General features: G+C 36.7%; 21 protein-coding genes. 8 read left to right on the top strand and 13 right to left on the bottom strand.

What is annotated here, in order from left to right; all coding sequences use genetic code 11:
• The first annotated feature begins 16 nt into the window (after window positions 1-16).
• Genes N3C60_06270 through ftsZ form a run of 3 tightly spaced genes read left to right on the top strand, consistent with a single transcriptional unit; the run spans window position 17 to window position 3,038 of the window.
• Window positions 17-664 (top strand): FtsQ-type POTRA domain-containing protein, encoded by a 648-nt coding sequence (locus tag N3C60_06270; protein MCX8084510.1) that lies wholly within the window; start codon window positions 17-19, stop codon window positions 662-664.
• A complete protein-coding gene (gene ftsA / locus N3C60_06265; GenBank protein MCX8084509.1) occupies window positions 654-1,889 on the top strand; it encodes a cell division protein FtsA in 1,236 nt (411 codons plus the stop codon). The genes N3C60_06270 and ftsA overlap by 11 nt, the downstream gene beginning before the upstream one ends.
• Window positions 1,890-1,907: 18 nt before the next feature.
• Entirely contained in the window at window positions 1,908-3,038 is a 1,131-nt protein-coding gene (gene ftsZ, locus N3C60_06260; GenBank protein ID MCX8084508.1) for a cell division protein FtsZ, read from the top strand.
• Between the two features lie 32 nt (window positions 3,039-3,070).
• Here ftsZ and N3C60_06255 read toward each other — a convergent pair whose 3' ends face one another.
• Genes N3C60_06255 through N3C60_06235 form a run of 5 tightly spaced genes read right to left on the bottom strand, consistent with a single transcriptional unit; the run spans window position 3,071 to window position 6,449 of the window.
• Window positions 3,071-3,376 carry a hypothetical protein gene (locus N3C60_06255; protein MCX8084507.1) on the bottom strand — a complete coding sequence of 102 codons (306 nt, stop codon included), beginning with the start codon at window positions 3,374-3,376 and terminating at the stop codon, window positions 3,071-3,073.
• Entirely contained in the window at window positions 3,373-4,194 is an 822-nt protein-coding gene (locus tag N3C60_06250; GenBank protein ID MCX8084506.1) for a sulfite exporter TauE/SafE family protein, read from the bottom strand. The genes N3C60_06255 and N3C60_06250 overlap by 4 nt, the downstream gene beginning before the upstream one ends.
• 3 nt (window positions 4,195-4,197) lie before the next feature.
• Window positions 4,198-5,031 carry a zinc dependent phospholipase C family protein gene (locus N3C60_06245; protein MCX8084505.1) on the bottom strand — a complete coding sequence of 278 codons (834 nt, stop codon included), beginning with the start codon at window positions 5,029-5,031 and terminating at the stop codon, window positions 4,198-4,200.
• 28 nt (window positions 5,032-5,059) lie between these two features.
• Window positions 5,060-5,482 carry an arsenate reductase ArsC gene (locus tag N3C60_06240; protein MCX8084504.1) on the bottom strand — a complete coding sequence of 141 codons (423 nt, stop codon included), beginning with the start codon at window positions 5,480-5,482 and terminating at the stop codon, window positions 5,060-5,062.
• Window positions 5,483-5,537: 55 nt separating this feature from the next.
• Window positions 5,538-6,449, bottom strand: a complete 912-nt coding sequence (locus tag N3C60_06235) for a cation diffusion facilitator family transporter (protein MCX8084503.1) — start codon at window positions 6,447-6,449, stop codon at window positions 5,538-5,540.
• Between the two features lie 201 nt (window positions 6,450-6,650).
• Between N3C60_06235 and mobB the strand changes: the two genes are divergently transcribed.
• Genes mobB through N3C60_06210 form a run of 5 tightly spaced genes read left to right on the top strand, consistent with a single transcriptional unit; the run spans window position 6,651 to window position 12,443 of the window.
• Window positions 6,651-7,310 carry a molybdopterin-guanine dinucleotide biosynthesis protein B gene (mobB, locus tag N3C60_06230; GenBank protein MCX8084502.1) on the top strand — a complete coding sequence of 220 codons (660 nt, stop codon included), beginning with the start codon at window positions 6,651-6,653 and terminating at the stop codon, window positions 7,308-7,310.
• Window positions 7,311-10,781, top strand: coding sequence for a DNA polymerase III subunit alpha (locus tag N3C60_06225; GenBank protein MCX8084501.1), 3,471 nt, complete (start codon window positions 7,311-7,313; stop codon window positions 10,779-10,781).
• Window positions 10,782-10,799: 18 nt separating this feature from the next.
• Window positions 10,800-11,591 (top strand): bifunctional hydroxymethylpyrimidine kinase/phosphomethylpyrimidine kinase, encoded by a 792-nt coding sequence (gene thiD, locus N3C60_06220; GenBank protein ID MCX8084500.1) that lies wholly within the window; start codon window positions 10,800-10,802, stop codon window positions 11,589-11,591.
• Between the two features lies 1 nt (window position 11,592).
• Complete coding sequence (locus N3C60_06215; protein MCX8084499.1) at window positions 11,593-12,012, top strand: nucleoside recognition protein; 420 nt, start codon at window positions 11,593-11,595, stop codon at window positions 12,010-12,012.
• A complete protein-coding gene (locus tag N3C60_06210) occupies window positions 12,003-12,443 on the top strand; it encodes a nucleoside recognition protein (GenBank protein ID MCX8084498.1) in 441 nt (146 codons plus the stop codon). The genes N3C60_06215 and N3C60_06210 overlap by 10 nt, the downstream gene beginning before the upstream one ends.
• On the opposite strand, the gene lpxC is transcribed toward N3C60_06210, so the two are convergent.
• The 8 genes from lpxC to N3C60_06170 form a co-directional block, all read right to left on the bottom strand.
• The gene (gene lpxC, locus N3C60_06205; GenBank protein MCX8084497.1) at window positions 12,436-13,365 is read right to left on the bottom strand and encodes a UDP-3-O-acyl-N-acetylglucosamine deacetylase; all 930 of its coding nucleotides are present in this window, start codon (window positions 13,363-13,365) and stop codon (window positions 12,436-12,438) included. The genes N3C60_06210 and lpxC overlap by 8 nt on opposite strands.
• Window positions 13,366-13,476: 111 nt before the next feature.
• Complete coding sequence (gene dnaB, locus N3C60_06200) at window positions 13,477-14,808, bottom strand: replicative DNA helicase (protein ID MCX8084496.1); 1,332 nt, start codon at window positions 14,806-14,808, stop codon at window positions 13,477-13,479.
• On the bottom strand, window positions 14,801-15,241 hold the full coding sequence (gene rplI / locus N3C60_06195; GenBank protein ID MCX8084495.1) for a 50S ribosomal protein L9: 441 nt from the start codon (window positions 15,239-15,241) through the stop codon (window positions 14,801-14,803). The genes dnaB and rplI overlap by 8 nt, the downstream gene beginning before the upstream one ends.
• A complete protein-coding gene (locus N3C60_06190; GenBank protein MCX8084494.1) occupies window positions 15,222-15,656 on the bottom strand; it encodes a RecX family transcriptional regulator in 435 nt (144 codons plus the stop codon). Before N3C60_06190 ends, rplI begins: the two co-directional genes overlap by 20 nt.
• Window positions 15,646-16,746 (bottom strand): type IV pilus twitching motility protein PilT, encoded by a 1,101-nt coding sequence (locus N3C60_06185; GenBank protein ID MCX8084493.1) that lies wholly within the window; start codon window positions 16,744-16,746, stop codon window positions 15,646-15,648. The genes N3C60_06190 and N3C60_06185 overlap by 11 nt, the downstream gene beginning before the upstream one ends.
• Before the next feature lie 21 nt (window positions 16,747-16,767).
• Entirely contained in the window at window positions 16,768-17,769 is a 1,002-nt protein-coding gene (recA, locus tag N3C60_06180; GenBank protein ID MCX8084492.1) for a recombinase RecA, read from the bottom strand.
• Between the two features lie 112 nt (window positions 17,770-17,881).
• The gene (locus tag N3C60_06175; GenBank protein ID MCX8084491.1) at window positions 17,882-19,507 is read right to left on the bottom strand and encodes a methyl-accepting chemotaxis protein; all 1,626 of its coding nucleotides are present in this window, start codon (window positions 19,505-19,507) and stop codon (window positions 17,882-17,884) included.
• Between the two features lie 120 nt (window positions 19,508-19,627).
• Window positions 19,628-19,897 (bottom strand): cytochrome b/b6 domain-containing protein (locus N3C60_06170; GenBank protein ID MCX8084490.1); only part of this gene is annotated, 270 nt, incomplete at its 5' end.

Raw genomic sequence — 19,897 nt, 5'->3', positions numbered from 1 at the left:
GGGCATTTTTTTAAGGATGATTACAGTTCTTATAATGTTGTCTTTTAGCTTTGCCATGTTTTATAGTGTTGGTCTATTTATGAGATCCAATTATTTCAAAACTAAGATTATCAGTATAAAGGGTGTGGTAAATGCTGATACCCAAAAGATTACTTCTTGGACTAATGGATATAGAGATCAAAATATAAACTATATAAGAAGCTTTTCAGATGATATATTGCAGGATCCATGGATAAAAAAAGCTACAATAAAAAAGATCTACCCAGATACATTACAGATTGAGGTGTATGAGAGGAAGGCAGTAATGAAACTGAAAAATAAGAATAAATGCTATTTTTATGCCTTTGAAGGTGAACTTATACCTGCGACCTGTGATGATGTCAAGGTGTTTGATAATACAGAACTTAATTACGATAAACTTTCTGCAGCTGCGGAGATTGTGAAGTTTCTTGGTGAGTCTGGTTTTACACAAATAGAGCTATTGCCGTCCCATTTGGTTATAGTCAGGAAAGATCATAGGTTATTAGGTGCCTATAATTTTGAAATATTCAAAAGGAACTTTAAGTATTATGAAGGTCTCGTTACACTTTATAAAAGTGTAAACTATGTTGATATGAGGGTGAATGGAAAAATCTATATAGATGGAGTTAAAAATGAAACATGACAATGTTTACGTAGGCCTTGATATTGGAACAACAAAGACCTGTGCAACTGTTGTAAGAAAGACTGATAATGATGAAATTGAGGTGGTAGGTGTTGGGGTTGCTCCCAGCACAGGTATACGAAAAGGTGTGGTGATAAATATCGAAGCAACCGTTAACTCCATTAAAGAAGCTGTTGCAAATGCTGAACGCATGGCTGGTGTAGCCATAAGGAATGTTACTGTTGGTATAGCTGGAGGGCATATAAAGAGCTTCAATTCGAAAGGTATTATCGCTGTAAAGAACAGAGAGGTATCTGAAAAAGATATTGAAAGAGTAATAGAGTCAGCATCTGCAGTTGATATTCCAATAGGTAGTGAGGTCTTACATGTTATACCTCAACAGTATACACTGGATGGTCAATCTGAAATAAGAGACCCAAAAGGGATGAGTGGGGTTAGGTTAGAGGTGGATGTGCATATTATAACGGGTGCTGTCTCAAGTGCTCAAAATATATTAAAGAGCTGTGAAAGGGCAGGGCTCGTTGTGGATGATATAGTTTTAGAGCAGTTGGCGTCTGCTGAGGCTGTCTTGAGTGAAGGGGAAAAAGAGGTTGGGGTATGTCTTATCGATGGTGGCGGTGGAACAACCGATATGATAATACTAAAAAAAGGGACAGTGTATCATACTGCAGTGTTACAACTTGGGGGTAATAATTGTACTTCAGATTTAGCTATAGGTATAAATGCTCCAGAATCTGAAGCTGAAAAGATAAAAAAGGCTTATGGATGCGTTTGGATGCCTTATGTGTCTTCGGATGAGATCATTGAGGTTCCCTCTGTGGGTGGTAGGCCACCGAGGAAGATTTCCAGGGCAGTCTTAACCCAAATACTACACGCTCGGTGTGAAGAGATTCTTCAGATGTTTTTAGGGGAACTATATAAGAAGAAGTTTTATGATATGATAGGTGCAGGTATAGTTTTTACAGGTGGTATGTCTAATATAGAAGGGCTTGAGGAGTTAGCTTACTCCATATTTAATCTACCCATAAGGATAGCAAAGCCAGATAAGATTAAAAAGGGGCTTGTGGATACCATCAATGATCCAATGTATTCAACTTCAGTTGGGTTGGCCCTTATTGCAGCAAAAAAAGGTCACCCAAAGATAGCAATATCTAAGGGTAGTGATGAAACAAAACTTTATAAGATATTAGAAAAAATGAAAAGCATGATAAAGGAATTTTTTTAAAAAATACGGGGGTGTTTTATGTTTGAATTTGAAGAGATCATTTCAGGTGCAGTAATCAAAGTGGTAGGTGTTGGTGGAGCTGGTGGCAATGCCATCAATAATATGATCAATGCCGGGATAACAAACGTTGAGTTTATTGCAGCAAATACCGATGCCCAAGCTCTTGCAGCTAATAAGGCGCCTATTAAGATTCAGTTGGGAAGCAAGCTTACAAGGGGACTTGGAGCTGGTGGTAACCCAGAAATTGGAAGAAAAGCTGCGATAGAAGAACAAGAGGTCATAGAAGATGCCTTAAGGGGTGCTGATCTTGTGTTTATAACCGCTGGTATGGGTGGTGGTACAGGAACCGGTGCTGCCCCTGTAATTGCCAGCATAGCAAAAGATCTCGGGGCTTTGACTGTTGCGGTAGTGTCAAAACCATTTTACTGGGAAGGGAAAAAAAGGAGTGAGTTTGCTGAACAGGGATTAAAATTTTTAAAAGATCATGTGGACACTTATATTGTGGTGCCAAATGATAAGTTGCTTGATGTTATAGACAAGAATACACCTTTTAAAGAGGCTTTCAGAATTGCGGATGATGTTCTTAGACAGGGTGTTCAGGGGATCTCGGATACCATTAATAGCAATGGTTATATCAATGTGGATTTTGCTGATATCAAAGCGATAATGTCATCCAAGGGTATGGCAATGATGGGCATCGGGGTAGCAAGTGGTGAGAATAGGGATCAGGATGCAGCAAGAAAAGCCCTTACATGCCCACTCCTTGTGGATTCCAATATAAAGGGATCGGAGGCTATTCTTTTGAATATTACAGGCGGGAACGATATCACTATGACAGAAGTTCAGAATATTGCTCAGGTGGTTTATGAGGCTGCTGGGGAAGAAGCATCCATATACAAAGGTGTCGTCATTGATGATAGTATGGAAGGGTACATAAAGGTAACCATCGTTGCAACCGGGCTCGGTAAAGTCAGAGAGAATAAAACGGTCAATATCACTGACTATATACAGCCTAAGTCACAATCGATAGAAACTGTGGGTAAAAAGATACAGCAGATCAAAAAAAGGGATTTGGGGCTTAAAACTCTTGATGACTACAATGATGAGGAGATAAACATACCTACATACATCAGAAATCAAGCGGATTAACACCCCCACTAAGGTTATATATTCTGATAGGCTTACCGGAATATATAACCTTTTACTATAGCAGATAGTATGATAAGAATGATGCCCAATGCTGCAAGGGCCATTATCTTATTCTTTTCTTTTACATAATAAATCAATGCAGTTAATACACCAAAAAATGGGGTTGCTATAAGTAAGAAAATGATTATCATGCCAAAAAGATAAATAAAACTGTTTTGATGACCAGCAACTCTTAGGATGATACTTAAAAGTGTAAATGTTATTGCAAGGGCTAAAGATATCTTTGAGGATAAAGCGTATATTAAGGATATCTGTTTTTTTAGATGTTCATCTCTCATTTGCTAAGTCCTTTATAACACATCTGTATGGAGACAAAAATTAAGAATAAAGCAAAGAGTATTCTAAGCTTTTTATCTGTAACCTTACCAAATTTAAGAACTGCATATTTAGAACCAAAGATGACTCCGATGATCATGTATATGGAAGCAGAAGGGTCTATCCTGCCGTTTAAAAGATATGGTATGGCACCTGCAGCTGCTGTGAGACCTATCATGTAGTTGCTTGTGGCTATTGCAACTTTAATAGGTATTTTCGATACCAGATTCATGGCTGGTACCTTGAATACCCCACCACCTATACCCAACATACCTGAGGCCAAACCTGCAAATGTGGATACGGCGAGTGTTTTGGATATGGCTACAGGGGTGTACTTTATCATATTGTTATCATCTTCCTGGTCAAGGAATATATCTGTAAATTGGTTTTCTTCTATTATTGTGATCTTGTTTATATTTGGTTTTATGCTCTCTTTTATATATATGATGGCCATGATGGCAAGGATGATACCAAAAATTATCTGTAAAGTTCCATCTTTTATACTATTGCTAACTAATCCTCCTGTAATAGATGCAAGGACTGTTATTACTTCAATAAGATAGCTCAATCTTAAATTTACTAAACCTTTTAAGACATTTATATGGGCTACAGATATACTTGTTGCTATTATTGTGATTAATCCTACTGCTACTGCAGTATGCATGGGGTAATGGAGGAATATAACAAGAATCGGTACAATAATAGATCCACCTCCTATCCCTAACATTGCGCCGATTATACCAGCAATAAAACCCACTAAAATAAGTATGAATATATCCATCTATTAGTCCATCTTTTTAGGATCAAATTTTGAGGTGAATATATGATCTTTATTGTGGTTTTTCAATTCTTTTTTTGTAAAAGAGCCCAAAAGCTCTTTTCTCATCTCTTTTGCTTGTTTTATGGATTGTTTACCACTTGGGTCATATTTCATCAAGTCAATAAAACCGCTTTCTACAGCTTTTTTTGCGAGCTCCAAAGACTTCTCTTCGTATATAGAGGATTTCAGTAAAAAAGATCTATCTCTTTTTCTCTTCATGTAGGAGATTATTTCGGGGATCTTTATGAGGTTTTGCATCTTTATGGCGTTTTTAAGGAGAAATAACTCTTTTTTGAAATACCTTTCATCAATATTAAAGGTATTTAAAAAAACGTTACCATAGACATTGGCTTTTTCCAACACTTCGATGAGGGCATATCTATATTTTTTATCGTTAGAACTGCTTGCAAGTTCAAGGAGAAAATGGGATAAAAATCTTGACCTACTTACCAACATCGTTTGTTGGGGTACAAACTGATTATGGGAGATGATATCTGCAGCTAAATGAGCCGAATAACCGTAGATAAAGGCCCTGTCTTGATCTGTTTTGGCATTTGAAAAAAGTTTTGATACGGTACTCCATGAATGGGTTGGGAGCGATTTTTTGAATTGGGAAATATCTTTAAAAAAATTAAAGAGATCGGGAAATACGTTACCAGTTATGAAGAAAGCTTGATGTATTTTTATTAGAGAAAAGTTTGTGTGTTCGAGTATATCAAGGGCTATTTTTATATGGGTTTCTGGTCCCCAGGCAAGAAGATTTGTGGGTATAAGTAACAGTATTATGGTAATTATCATAAAGCTATAATATACTTTTTTTCTGATATTACAAGTTTAAGATCGTTAGTTCGTCCCTTATAAAAGCCTTTATTTCATCCCTAACCTTTCTGAAAAAGTGTATTTTTTCTTCTTCACTTCCTAAGAATTTAGCTGGATCTTGAAAGCTTTTATGTATTTTGGTGGCCTCTTTAAGGTATAAGGGACAAGTTTCGCTGGCATTATCGCACACTGTAACAACTATGTCAAAGTGGATGGAATCAAGTTCGTAAAGGGTTTTTGAATAATGGTTTTTCATGTCTATACCGTCCTCTTCCATCACTTTAAGCATGTAAGGATTTAATCCATGTTTTTCTATTCCAGCAGAATATATGTTGTATCTATTGCTCAAAAAGATCTTACCGTAAGCCTCTGCCATCTGACTGCGGCAGGAATTGCCAGTACATAGAAACAGAAGATTCTTCTTATTCATAGAGATCCTCCTATAGGTTTATGAAAGAGTAGATATGTACCATTAAATTATCTTTTTACTTACAGATTAGGTTTTTGTTGACACAGTAGTCTGTTTCAAACTGGATGGTTACATGGTTTATACCGAATTGGGACAACAATTGTTCGATCTTTTCTCTTATAGGCTCGGTTTTACTAAGGAGCATATCTTCAAGTTCAACATGCATTTCAATATGTATATCCTTTTCCCCTATACTCCAGATATGTATATGATGTATGTTTGTTATCTTGTCTATTTTTTCTATAGCCTCTTTTATCTCATCAAGGGATATATGTAGAGGTGCACCCTCCATCAATATATGTGTCGAGTTTTTCAATATATCAAAGCTCTCTTTAAGAACATATAAACCTATTAAAAAAGTTAGAAGAGGGTCTATCCAGTATATTTTGAAAAGTATAATAGATATAGCACCTAAAATGACTACTACAGAGGATATAGCATCTGTGAGCATGTGAAGGTATGCGGATCTAATATTGATATTTTCCTTTGAGCCAGACTCTAAGAGGATAATCGATATTATGTTACCGACAAGCCCAATAGTTGCTACTAAAAGCATAATATCTCCAATAATAGGTTCTGGAACTAAAAACTTTTTGATGGCCTCATAAAAAAGGTAAATGGATACACCTACCAATACAGAGGCATTGATCATGGCAGCTATGATTTCAGCCCTCTTTAACCCAAAAGTGTGTTTGAGAGAATTATTTTTTTTACCAAGCTGGATAGCTATATAGCTTATTATTACGGCGACTGCATCTGAGAAATTGTGAAGGGCATCAGAGATAAGAGAAAGGCTACCGGAGATAACGCCACCAATTATTTCAGATAGCGTAATCCCAACATTTAAAATAATAACCCAAAAAAGCCTATTGGCTGAAAATTCTTCTAAGCTACTGTGATGATCACAACATTTATAGGGGTATTGCATGTACACCTCTTATATTAGGAGTAGATAAATAAACTATAAAAGTCAAGTTTTATATACGTAGTGGCTATAGATGTACCTAATATTTTTATTATAGGAGCTCTGTTCTAAAAAATCCTATATAGGATTATGGTTTTTAGAAAAAGATTGACTTATCTTATCTTAATATTTATCTTCTTGTAGAACATGATAGGTGTGTGATAGATGAAGAATGTGGTGTCATTTGTAGGAGCTTCTGGTAGTGGGAAGACAACCTTTGTGGAAAAATTGATAAAGGTCTTAACATCAAAAGGGATAAGAGTGGGTGCTATAAAGCATGATGCCCACAGATTTGAGATTGATAAACCAGGTAAAGACTCCTATAGGTTTAAAGAAGCTGGTGCGGTATTATCGATCATTTCTAACAGAGAAAAGATGGGGCTTGTGCAATCCCATGTTTACAAGGAGCCATCTATTGAGGATTTAGTGATAAGGTATATGCAGGATGTGGATATTGTTATTACTGAGGGGTATAAAAAAAGCGATATACCAAAGTTAGAGGTTTTAAGAAGGGGTAACAACAATCATCCTGTATGTTTTGACAGCCCTACTCTTATAGGGGTGATATCGGATTTTGCAGTGAACCAATTGAAGGAGATGCTAACTAACTTAGGTCATCCCAACCCAGAAAAAGTTGTTTTTTTTGGGTTAGATGATGTGGATGGTGTTACAGATTTTCTTTTAGGGAATATGCTCCCTTTTAACTTGGAGATAGATGTTAAGGGGTGTTCGGAGATGCTATCTGAAGTAATTGTCTATAACCTTAGTGGGTTAAAGTTTTTAAAAAGCAATATGACCCTTAGGATTTTGGTAAAAGAGGATTAGATGGGTAGTAAAGATTTTGTTCATCTACATCTTCATAGTCAGTACTCCTTGCTTGATGGGGCTATACAGATAAATAAGCTCATAGATAAGCTTCAAAAATTTGGTTCTACGGCAGTAGCTATCACCGATCATGGTACTATGTATGGGGCCATAGATTTCTACAAAAAAACCACTTCAAGCGGGATAAAGCCGATCATCGGGTGCGAGGTTTATGTTGCCCCTGATAACAGGAAAAAGCGGGATTATGAAAAGAGTGAAGATAAAAACTATCATCTAATTTTGCTTGCAAAAAATAACAAAGGGCTTAAAAACCTTCAATATCTTGTGAGCCTTGCCCAGTTAGAGGGGTTTTATTATAAGCCGAGAATAGATAAGGAATTACTGGCGCAATATGCTGAAGGGTTAATTGGCTTGTCTGCTTGTTTAGCAGGGGAACCACCAAAACATATCCTCAGAGGTGATATACAATCGGCAATTTTGTCAGCAAAGGAGTATGAGGATATATTAGGAAAGGGTAACTACTACCTTGAATTACAGGAAAATGGTATCCCCGAACAGCATCAGGTTAATAAAGAGCTTATTAATATATCCAAGAAAACAGGTATCCCATTGGTAGCTACAAACGATTGTCACTATCTTGAAAAGGGTGATCATTTGGCCCATCAGATCCTTATGTGTATCCAGATGCAAACAACCATTTCCAATAGGGATAAGCTTGAATTCCATTCTGATCAGCTTTATCTCAAATCCCCACAGGAGATGTGGGAAACTTTTTATGGTATCCCTGAAGCGTGTTATAATACGTTGAAGATAGCGGAGGAGTGTAATGTAAGTATAGAACTGGGTAATCTCCACATGCCCCGTTATGAGGTTCCAGATGGATATACTGTGGAAACGTACTTTGAGCATCTTGCTCGGCAAGGGTTACATAAAAAGTTATCTCGTATCCCTGTAGATCAACAAAGCAAATATATCGAAAGACTAAATTATGAGATTAAAGTAATAATTGAGAAAAGGTATGCGGGTTACTACTTGATCGTGTGGGACTTTATAAATTACTCCAAAAAGAGTAAAATTCCTGTTGGCCCTGGTAGAGGATCAGGAGCTGGTTCTCTGGTGGCGTATGCTTTGGGTATTACTGATATAGATCCTATTAGGTTTAACTTACTGTTTGAAAGGTTTTTAAATCCAGAGCGCAAGAGTATGCCAGATTTTGATATAGACTTTTGTAAGAACAGAAGGGACGAAGTAATAAAATATGTAATCGACAAATATGGTAACGATAAAGTAGCCCAGATCGTAACTTTTGGTCAGTTGCTAGCTCGGGGTGTTATAAGGGATGTGGGAAGGGTTTTGGAGATACCCCTTAAGATAGTGGATAAGGTAGCAAAGATGATTCCCGAATCACCGGGAATGACCCTTGAAAGAGCTTTGAAAGAGGATCCTGAGTTAGAGAAGAATATAAAACAGATAGAAAAAGGTGAGGAGCTGTTAACTAACGCTAGAAAGCTTGAGGGGCTTTTACGGCAAACTGGTATGCACGCAGCAGGTATTGTGATAGCTGATAAGCCTTTAATTGAATATGTACCTCTTTGTAAGGGGCAGAATGATGAGATACTGACCCAATATGAGAAGAATACCCTTGAAGAGATTGGATTGGTAAAGTTTGATTTTTTAGGTCTTAAAAACTTAACAGTAATTGATGATACTGTAAAGCTTATTAAACAAAGGCATGGTATAGATTTAGATATCAATAATATACCATTAGACGACAAAAAAACCTATGAATTGCTTTCCAGCGGTGAAACAACCGGTATCTTTCAACTTGAAAGCCCTGGTATGAAAAACCTGCTCAAAAAACTTAGACCCAACAAGTTTGAGGATATTATTGCATTGGTGGCTTTGTATAGGCCTGGACCGATAGGTAGCGGGATGCTGGATGATTTTGTGAAAAGGAAACATGGGGAACAGAAGGTGACTTATTTTTTTCCGGAACTTGAGCCTATACTTGAGGATACCTATGGTATCATCGTTTATCAGGAGCAGGTGATGCAGATTGCCCAAATTATAGCTGGTTATAGTTTGGGCAGCGCTGATCTCCTAAGACGAGCTATGGGTAAGAAGAAGCCGGAGGAGATGAAAAAACATAAAGAGATCTTCCTATATGGCAGTGAAGAGCTTAAGATAGAAGGGGCCAAGAAGAGGGGCTTTGATATAAAAATAGCAGAAGAGATCTTCAACCTCATGGAGAAATTTGCTGAGTATGGTTTTAATAAGAGCCATTCTGCAGCTTATGCAATGATCTCCTATCAGACAGCATATCTAAAAGCCCATTATCCTGTGGAGTATATGTCCCAACTTTTGTCATCAGAACTGGATAAAGGGGATAAAATTGTTGCTTTCATAGAGGAATGCAAGCGTATGGGGATTAAGGTGTTGCCACCGACAATAAATAAGAGTAGTAAAGACTTTATTATTGATCAAAATTCCATAAGATTCGGTTTGGGTGCTATAAAAAATGTGGGCTTTACAGCAATAGATTCCATAATATCTGCTCGGGAGAATGGGGGTGACTTTAAAAGCCTATACGACTTTTGTAAACGGGTTGATTTAAGGGTAGTAAACAAAAGGGTAGTAGAATCTCTAATTAAAACTGGTGTTTTTGATGAGTTTGGTAAAACGAGGAAGGTACTGCTCTCAGTTTTAGATAATGCTATCGATGAAGGTCAGAGAAAACAACGGAACAGAGAATTGGGGATAACTACCATAGAGGATCTTTTGTTTGATGGGGAGATGGATAATGAGTTCTATCCTGATCTGGATGAATTCTCAGAGCATGATATACTTAAAATGGAAAAAGAGTTATTGGGTTTTTATCTTACAAACCATCCTTTATCAGCATATAGTAATATTCTGCTTACCTTAACGACAAGTTCCAATGAAATAGAAATGATGGAGGATGAGAAGGATCTTGTGGTCGGTGGTATTATTAAGAATATAAAAACCCACACCACAAGGACAGGGGAAAAGATGGCTTTTGTTACCCTTGAAGATCTAGAGGGGAGTTTTGATGTGGTGGTCTTTAGCTCCCTTTATAGGGAAAAGATAGCTCTACTGGAAGAGGATCATATTATAATAGTTCGTGGAAGATTGTCCTTTAATGGTGATAGAAAAGCCGTTACAGCTAATGAGATTATGGAACCTAATGAGGCCCTTGAAAAATTAATTACAGGTATAAATGTAAAATTTGATCTATTAGGCTTAAGAGAGGAGCATTTAAGAGAATTTAAAAAGCTTATAGACCAACATCCAGGTAACACTGCATTAAAGCTCACGGTGGAAGATCCTGGCAAATATAGAGTAAAGATAAACATCAACGGTAAGTTAAAGGTAAAGCCCTGTTTATCTTTTTTTAGTCAGTTAAATGGTCTTTTTGGGGATAATAGGTTTGAAATAACTGTTACACAATGACGTAGTAAAGGAGGTCTTATGATACAGGTATTAACTATAGCTGGGTCAGATAGTGGAGCTGGTGCTGGTATTCAGGCCGATTTAAAGACAATGAGTGCCCATGGTGTTTATGGGCTTACAGTGATTACTTCAATAACAGCCCAAAACACATTAGGGGTCACTGATATATTCGATCTGCCTTTATCTATAATTTACAGTCAGATAGACTCCCTTTTTAATGATTTTGATATTGCTGCAGTAAAGACGGGGATGTTATCATCCTCTGAGATCATTGAGGTGGTAGTGGATAGAATGAAAAAATACTCGGTGGAGAGACTGGTGGTGGATCCAGTGATGGTGGCCAAAGGGGGTAGTAAACTTTTGAAGGATTCAGCGATATCAAAGCTAAAAGATGAGCTTATCCCATTGGCTTATGTGATTACACCAAATATTGAAGAAGCCAAAGTCTTGTTGGGGATCGATTTTATTGGTACTCTCGATGATATGAAAGATGTAACCTACGAGCTAAAAAAGCTTGGTTGTAAAAATGTGCTTTTAAAAGGTGGGCATCTGGAAGGGGAGTTTACCTACGATATAGCTTTTGATGGTAATAAGATGGAGATCTTTGCCATGCAAAAGGTGGAAACGAAAAATACCCATGGAACTGGGTGTACGATGGCGTCTGCTATAGCCTCTAATTTAGCTAAGGGTTATGATTTTTTTTCGTCTGTGATGCTGTCAAAGAGTTATGTGTATAATGCAATATTACATGGGGCTGATTTAAACATAGGTCGGGGACATGGACCTTTAAAACATTTCTTCCTCTTTTAACATGATCTTTGATACGATAAGAGCTGGTTTTTTAAATGGTCTAAAGATAAGCTATAAGATGATCATCTATACATTTCCCCTGTATATCTTTGTGGATATCCTAAAACAGACAGGGGTATTAACCAAGATAGGTCAATTTTGTGCCCCTTTAATGGTTTTAATAGGTTTGCCTGGGGAGGCTGCTATAGGTATTATTTCAGGTATGATGTTGAATATGTATGCAGCTATTGCGGCTCTTGTTCCCCTTAGTCTTACTACTAAAGAGATGACTATCGCTGGGTTGTTTTTGGGCCTTGCTCATAATCTGTTTATAGAAACGGCAGTTTTATCCAGAGCTGGAGCCAATGGCTATATGATACTGATTGTTAGGATAACAGGAGCATTTTTCGCTGCGGGGATATTAAATCTAATATGGGTATAGATATAGTATCCTCACTTATTGCTGCAACCATGTTGAGTATAAAACTATTTGTAGTAATTGTTGTGTTGATGATTTTGTATGAGTTTTATGAAAGATCAAAGCTGTTTGAGTTGACACAAAAATATGCTAAGACACCAATGGAGGCTTTGGGTATTTCCACAAATGCTTCTATAACTATGGTGGTTGGGTTTGTTCTTGGGATCACATACGGAGCAGGGATCCTTATTAAAAATGCTATGGAAAACAAGATGTCCCATAAGGATACGGTATTATCCGCTATCTTTTTATCCATTTGTCATGCTGTTATTGAAGATACATTGATCTTTGTAGCAGTTGGTGCAAACGGGTTTATTCTCTTTGGGATACGTTTTGTTTTGGCGATTACTGTAATTATAATGTTACAAAGGTTTCTCTACAAGAGCTCTAAATAACAGCAAGAGCAGGTTCAGCAATAGGTGATTCGTAGGCCTTTGGTGAAAACTCCTCGTCGAGTTCAATAAGGGAATATAGATCAGTGGATACCAGAAGGGATCTTGCAAAGATGTTGTTTATAAGATGACCAGATTTATAAGCTCTCACATGCCCAAAGAATCTGTATCCAATCAGTGAAAGATCACCTAAAAGGTCTAATGCCTTATGACGGACAAGTTCATCCTGCATTCTAAGCCCATCCGGGTTCAGTACTTTGTCGTTATCTATAACTACTGCGTTATCTAAAGAACCACCTTTTGCAAGACCTAAAGACCAAAGGTATTCAACATCTTTTTTAAATCCGAAAGTTCTTGCTGGAGCAAGATCCCGCTCAAAGCTCTCAGGGGTAATGTTGATAAAGACTTTTTGATATCCAATGAAAGGGTTATCAAAATCTATCTGTGTTGTTATCTTCATGAATCTTGACGGAAGCATCTCAATGAGCTTACCATCCTTTTCTATAACTATCTTTCTGTGTAGCTTGATAAACTTCCTTTTTTTATTTAACTGTTTGATCCTTGCTTCTTTTATCATTTTTACGAAGGGGTAGGAGCTTCCATCAAGGATAGGGATCTCTGTACCAAAAACTTCCACAAGAGCGTTGTCTACTCCCATGCCATAGAATGCTGCTGATATATGCTCAATGGTGCTTATAGGTAGTTCGCCACATTTGATAGAAGTGGCAAGTTGTGTGGAGTAGACGCTGAAAGGTGATAACTTGACACTATCTGAGTTTTTAACATCACCCCTCTTAAATTGGATACCATGATCTGCTGGTGCAGGGTATATCTTTACTGTAATCTCTTTGCCAGAATGCAACCCTATACCAGAAAAACTTATTTCAGAACATATTGTGGTTTGGTAAGCACCATATCCTTTCATAATCGAGTGATTAGCAAAATGAATACCAAATTAATGTTTTAGATGGTACGCCCTGTTATATTTTTTATGTTTGAATTAATTGACATAATATTTTTTATAGTGTCTATTTTTTTATACATAATTGTGTTCGAGATTGGCAAACTTTGTGTATTGTTTTATAAACGCCAGTTTGACAGTAGCTGTGGGGCCGTTTCTGTGCTTTGCTATGATGACTTCAGCTACACCGGGTTCTTTTGTGTCTTTGTTGTATACTTCATCCCTATACAGGAACATTATCAAGTCTGCATCTTGTTCAATTGCTCCTGATTCCCTTAAGTCTGAAGGTATAGGTCTTTTGTCGTGACGATTTTCTACACCTCTGTTTAGCTGGGATAGTGCTATCACAGGAACGTCGAGTTCTTTGGCTAATGCTTTTAAAGACCTGGATATTTCTGATATCTGTTGCTCTCTGCTTTCCCCTTTGTTACTGCTCATTAGTTGAAGATAGTCCACCACAATTAGGTCTAACCCTTTTTCCCTTTTTATTCTTCTGGATTTGGCTCTTACTTCTGTGACAGAGATGGCTGGGGTATCATCTATGTAAAAGTTTATATCGTGAAGGGCAGCTGCTACGGAAGCTAGTTTTTGCCATTCTTCAAGACTTAGTTTACCGTTTCTCAGTTTTTGTACCTCTACGTTTGCTTCCACAGAAAGCAATCTCTGAACAAGTTGGCCTGCAGACATTTCTAATGAAAACATTACTGCTACTTTGTTATATTTTATACAGGCATTAAGAGCTATGTTGAGAGCAAAAGCGGTTTTACCCATTGCGGGTCTTCCAGCCACAATAATAAGATCAGACCTTTGAAGCCCATTTGTAAGGTTATCCAGCTCCAAAAAACCGGTGGGAGTCCCTGTAAGTTGACCTTTTCTGTTGTATATCGATTCTATTATCTCAAATGTTTTAGTGACAATCTGGCTTAATGGTTTGACATCACCCCTTATTCTGGATTCTGCTACAGCAAAGATCTTTTTCTCAGCATCGTCTAAAAGTTCATTAATATCACCTGAATAGTTATAAGCTAATTCCGATATTTCGACCGATTTTTCTATCAGCTTTCTCTGGAGACTTTTTTCTCTAACTATTGTGGCATAATGAACTACATTTGCGGCATTTGGGATAATATTTACTAAACCAGAGATGTAATTCATACCTCCAGCTTTCTCGATGAGGTTTTCTGTGATGAGCTTTTCAGCCACAGTGACAAGATCGATGACTTTGCCTTCCTCTTGAAGTTCCAGGATCTTGCTCATGATCAATTTGTTGTAGGGGATATAGAAATCGTCGATGCTTATTATATGTATGATCCTGTCCAACGATCTATTGTCAAGAAGTATAGATGCAAGTACTGCCTGCTCTGCTTCAACACTGTGGGGGAGGGTTTTAAACTGTGAGTTAGCCATTGACAATAAGTGTAAATTCCCCTTTTATTTCCCTATAGAGATTGATTTTTATTTTGTATTCGCCTGTCTCCTTAATAGGGGCTTTGAGGTCTATCTGTTTTTTGTCGATCTTTATTCCATTTTTTTCTAATTCTTCTGCTATTTCATTGGATGTAATTGCTCCAAAAAGTCTACCTTTTTCACCCGCTTTTCTGTTCAAGGTTATAGTTATATTGCTTAATTTCTGGGAGATAGCTTTTGCTTCTTCTATTTTATTTTTTTCGGCGGCTGCTTCCTGTTCTTTTTTTCTCTTTAGGTTATTGAGGTTTGCCTCGGTGGCTTCTATGGCAAGATTATTTTTAAAAAGATAGTTTCTCGCATACCCCTCTTTTACCTCTTTTACCTCTTCGGCTTTGGCAACACCTTTGACATCTTTAAGAAAAATCACTTTCATCTTCTAAAACCTCCGAAAGTAGAGTCTTTATTCTTTCATAAGGGTAACCTTTTCTATAAAAATAAGCAATAGTCTTTTCTTTATCTCTTTGATATTTATAATATTTACTTTTAATTTTCTTTTTTAGATCATCTTCTATTATGTAATCGTCGATTTCGACAACATCAACTTCGATACCTTTTTCTAATAGTTTTCTTTTGATAAGATACTGCCCAAACCCTTTTTTAGATTGGGATCTTATATAATTTTGTTTAGTTTTGTTATCATCTAAGTAGCCTAAATCTTTTAATTTTTTTAACGCATAATCTATATCTACATTATCAAATCTGCTTTTTAGTTTTTCCTTTAATTCTGACTCAAAATAGTCTTTTCTACTTAAAAGCTTTATAGCATAGGAAAAAACTTTATCTGTCATCAACTCCCCAAGTATCTGAAGAACTGCTGATACCTTTTATTTTCAGTTTGAAATCATCAGGACGTTTGACATATTTGAGTGCTTCTTCAAGGGTGACCAGATCTGCTTTATACAGATCATACAAGGATTGATCAAAACTCTGGCTACCATATACAGATTTTCCCTGTTCTATATAGTCATTTATCATCTGGGTTTTGTCTTTATCTATTATGCACTCCTTAATAGTAGCAGTATTAATCATAACCTCTACAGCAGGAACCCTTCCCGTTCCATCCTTTCTTTGTACAAGTCTCATGGAAATAATCGCTTTTAGTACCGAGGCCAGTTGGATTCTTATCTGTTTTTGATGATAGGGGGGGAACATGGAAATTATTCTGTTTATAGTCTCTGGTGCATCTAAGGTATGAAGGGTGCTCATAACCAGATGGCCGGTTTCTGCTGCATGGAGGGCTGTTTCTATTGTCTCTAAGTCTCTCATTTCACCAACCAGGATAACATCTGGATCCTGTCTAAGTGATCTTTTTAGTGCTTCTGAAAAAGATAGGGTATCTGTGCCTATCTCCCTTTGGGATATTATAGATTTTTTATCTTTATGTAAAAATTCTATTGGGTCTTCTATGGTGATGATGTTAACATCGTCGTGGGAATTGATATAGTCTATCATACCTGCTAAGGTTGTTGACTTTCCACTACCCGTGGTACCTGTAACAAGGATGAGACCCCTTTGCTCTTCGGCAATTTTTGAGATCACAGGGGGAAGACCCAAACTATCTAAAGATGGTATTTCCTGAGGTATGGTTCTAAAAACGAGAGCCACCGTTCCCCTTTGAATATATGCATTTACCCTAAAACGTCCAACACCAGCTACACTGTAAGAGAAATCAGCTTCAAACTGCTCTTTAAACTTTGCTTTGACATGGTTACTCATAATTGTGCCTGCTATTTTTATTGTATCCTCAGGGGTGAGCTTGGGGAAATCGATTGACGGGATGAGTTGTCCATTTATCCTAAAAATAGGGTTTTTTCCTGCTTTAAGATGTATATCGGAAGCTTTTTTAATGAAAGCAGATTTTAATATATCATCTATCACTGTTCACTCCTTGTGTAACCATCAGTTTTCAAGGATAGGTAAACCCAGTTTTTTTCTTATTTCGGATTCGATCTCTTTCATGATCTCTGGGTTATCTTTTAGAAAGGTTCTTGCGTTTTCTTTACCCTGACCTATTTTTGTGTCTTTATAACTAAACCATGCTCCAGATTTTCCTATCAGCCCCTCTTCTACACCCAAATCTATGATAATACCTTCCTTAGACACGCCGGTACCATAAAGGATATCAAATTTGGCTTGTTTAAAAGGTGGTGCAACCTTGTTTTTGACCACTTTTGCTATGGTTTCGCTTCCTACATTTTCCTCTTTATCCTTTAGCTGTCCAGCCTTTTTTACCTCTATCCTGATGGTAGCATAAAATTTCAGGGCATTACCACCTGTAGTTGTCTCAGGGTTACCATAGGTTACACCGATTTTTTGTCTTGTTTGATTTATGAATATTAGTACTGTTTTTGATTTATTGACTATAGCTGTTAGCTTTCTTAGTGCTTGACTCATTAGTCTTGCCTGTAAACCCATGAAAGAGTCTCCCATTTCCCCTTCGATCTCTGCTTTTGGTGTAAGGGCCGCAACGGAGTCAATAACAATTATATCAACAGCACCACTTCTTACTAGTGTCTCTGCAATGTCAAGGGCTGCTTCACCGTTATCCGGTTGACTTACTAGAAGGTTATCCACATCAACACCAATAGCTTTTGCATATACCGGGTCCATTGCATGTTCCGCATCTATAAAGGCGGCAATCCCACCTAATTTTTGTGCTTCGGCAATGATATGAAAGGCAACGGTGGTTTTACCACTTGATTCGCTACCGAAGATTTCGATGATCCTTCCCCTCGGAACACCTCCAATTCCAAGAGCTGCATCTAATGTAAGTATACCTGTTGGGATCACGGGCGGTTTTTCTATGGCCTTATCTCCAAGCTTCATTACGGCGCCTTTGCCAAAGTCTTTTTCTATTTTGGATAAAGCTGCTTCTAATGCTTTTAATTTTTCATTATCCATATCTTCCTCCAACCTTTTGCTTTTTGATTATAATATAAAAATAATAAAATTCAAAGGGTTAATTAAAGAATAAAAGGCAGCAAAGGCTGCCCGTAGTTTTATATTGATGTGTTTAATCTTTTATTTTAAACATTCTGACGATTTTATTCATCTTCTCGACTGTTTGTTCAAGAGTTTCTATTGATTGGACACCATTATCTATAGCAGATTTGATCTCTTGGGTGCTTAATGTGACCTGGTTTGTTTGTACAGCCAACTCATTCATGGCTGATGATTGTTCATTTATTGATATATTGATGTTATTTATCTTATTCTTAAGGTTTGCTATGTTTTCTGATATACGACCAAAAACACCTTTTAACTCACTAATTTTTTCAACACCCATTTCCACCTCTTGATTGACGTTTTCTATACTGTTTTGAACTGATTGGGATTCTTTACTAATGCTTCTTGCGATATTTTCGATCTCTTTTGTTGAGTCGGATGTTTTGCCTGCTAATTTTCTTACTTCATCAGCTACGACAGCAAAGCCTCTACCATGTTCTCCTGCACGTGCTGCTTCTATTGCTGCATTCAGAGCTAACAGGTTTGTTTGATCTGCTATATCGTTTATTACTATGACTACTTCTTCGATTTTTTTAACGTTTTCGTTGAACTTTGTAAAAAGATCTAAAAGGTTATTGGTTTCATTACCTATCTTTGTAATTCTTTTGATACTTTCATCAACATTTTTACTCCCTATTGTAACGGAATTGCTTACCTCTTCCGACATTTCAGTGAGATGGTTTGAATTGTCTGCTATTGTTCTTACATTTGCATTCATCTCTTCTATAGCTGAAGATAGTGAGGAAACTATATCGTTTAAGGAGCTTGCGGTTTTATCTAATTCTTCCATCATTGTTGATATAGATTTTGTTTCAGTACTATTTTCGTTTGCATAATCCCTAAGATCCTTAATGATATTTCCTAGTTTAGCAACAAAATTATTAAAATATGTGGCTAACTGGCATATTTCATCTTTTTCACATTTCCTTGTTATAATCTCTTTTGTAAGATCCCCTTCACCTTCTGCGATATCTTTTAACATGCTTGTTGTGTTGTTTATTGGTTTTATGACAGATCTATCCAGGAAGATACTTATTATGATGAATAATAAAACAGCAATAACGATGGCACTTGTTAGGACAAATATAGATTTTTTGAAAATATATTTAGATTCATCGTAAAAGTCTTTTGTACTAAATTGTATGTCATCCACGACGACAAGGATAGCTTCTTTTAAATTTTCAACATCATCTGATAATACCTCAATTATCTCTAAAGCTTTCTGTGTATCTTTTTTTTCTACAGCTGTTTTCAACTCATTAAACTCTTTTATGACGGTCTTCATCGCAACATCTAACTCTTTTGCTGATTCAAAGGCAATTTTCTGTTTAATTACTTCAAAACCTTTGTTGGCTTCTTCTATCTGTACGTAGGCCTTTCTGGTATTTTCAATTGCTTTATCAAGATTAGTGTGTTTTGCAAGATCATCACGAATTCTAAAAACGTTATCAAAAGCATTTGTGGCATTTCTATAAAACCTGAACATGTTTTCTATTGATTTCATCTTCTCTTTGTATATATTTTCCACAAAGAAGTTATTGCGCTTAATCTGTTGGAATGAATAAATGGATATGAACAGTATTATCAAAAACATTATAATAAAAGACAATGCTAATCTAAACCTAACGCTCATAATAATAAACCTCCAATATAATATATAATTATATCATATTCTTAAAAGTCAATCAATAGATCGGTCAAATAAATTGTTCCTTTAGTAAATACAAAAAGAGCAGGCTGGTAGCCTGCCTTTTTAATCCCTTTGAGGTTTCCAACCAGAGAATATTGAACTGATTTCACCAGACTGCGTTTTGAAGTCAAATAATACAGCGCTATACAAGTGATTTATTACAAAACCACCTATGAGAAACATAACTAAATAGTGAAAAAATCTTACCCACTGATTACTTGCTATTGAGAATATCCAACCTGTTAGGGTATATAATAGACTATCGGGATTAGCTTGAGCCCAGAGGGCAAAACCGGTTAAGATCTGAAGAATAAAAATATTGAACAGGACTAT

It is taken from the genome of Calditerrivibrio sp., assembly GCA_026415135.1.
Classification (GTDB): domain Bacteria; phylum Chrysiogenota; class Deferribacteres; order Deferribacterales; family Calditerrivibrionaceae; genus Calditerrivibrio.
The sequence above is the reverse complement of the archived record's forward strand: the minus strand, read 5'-3'. Positions and strand labels throughout refer to the sequence as shown.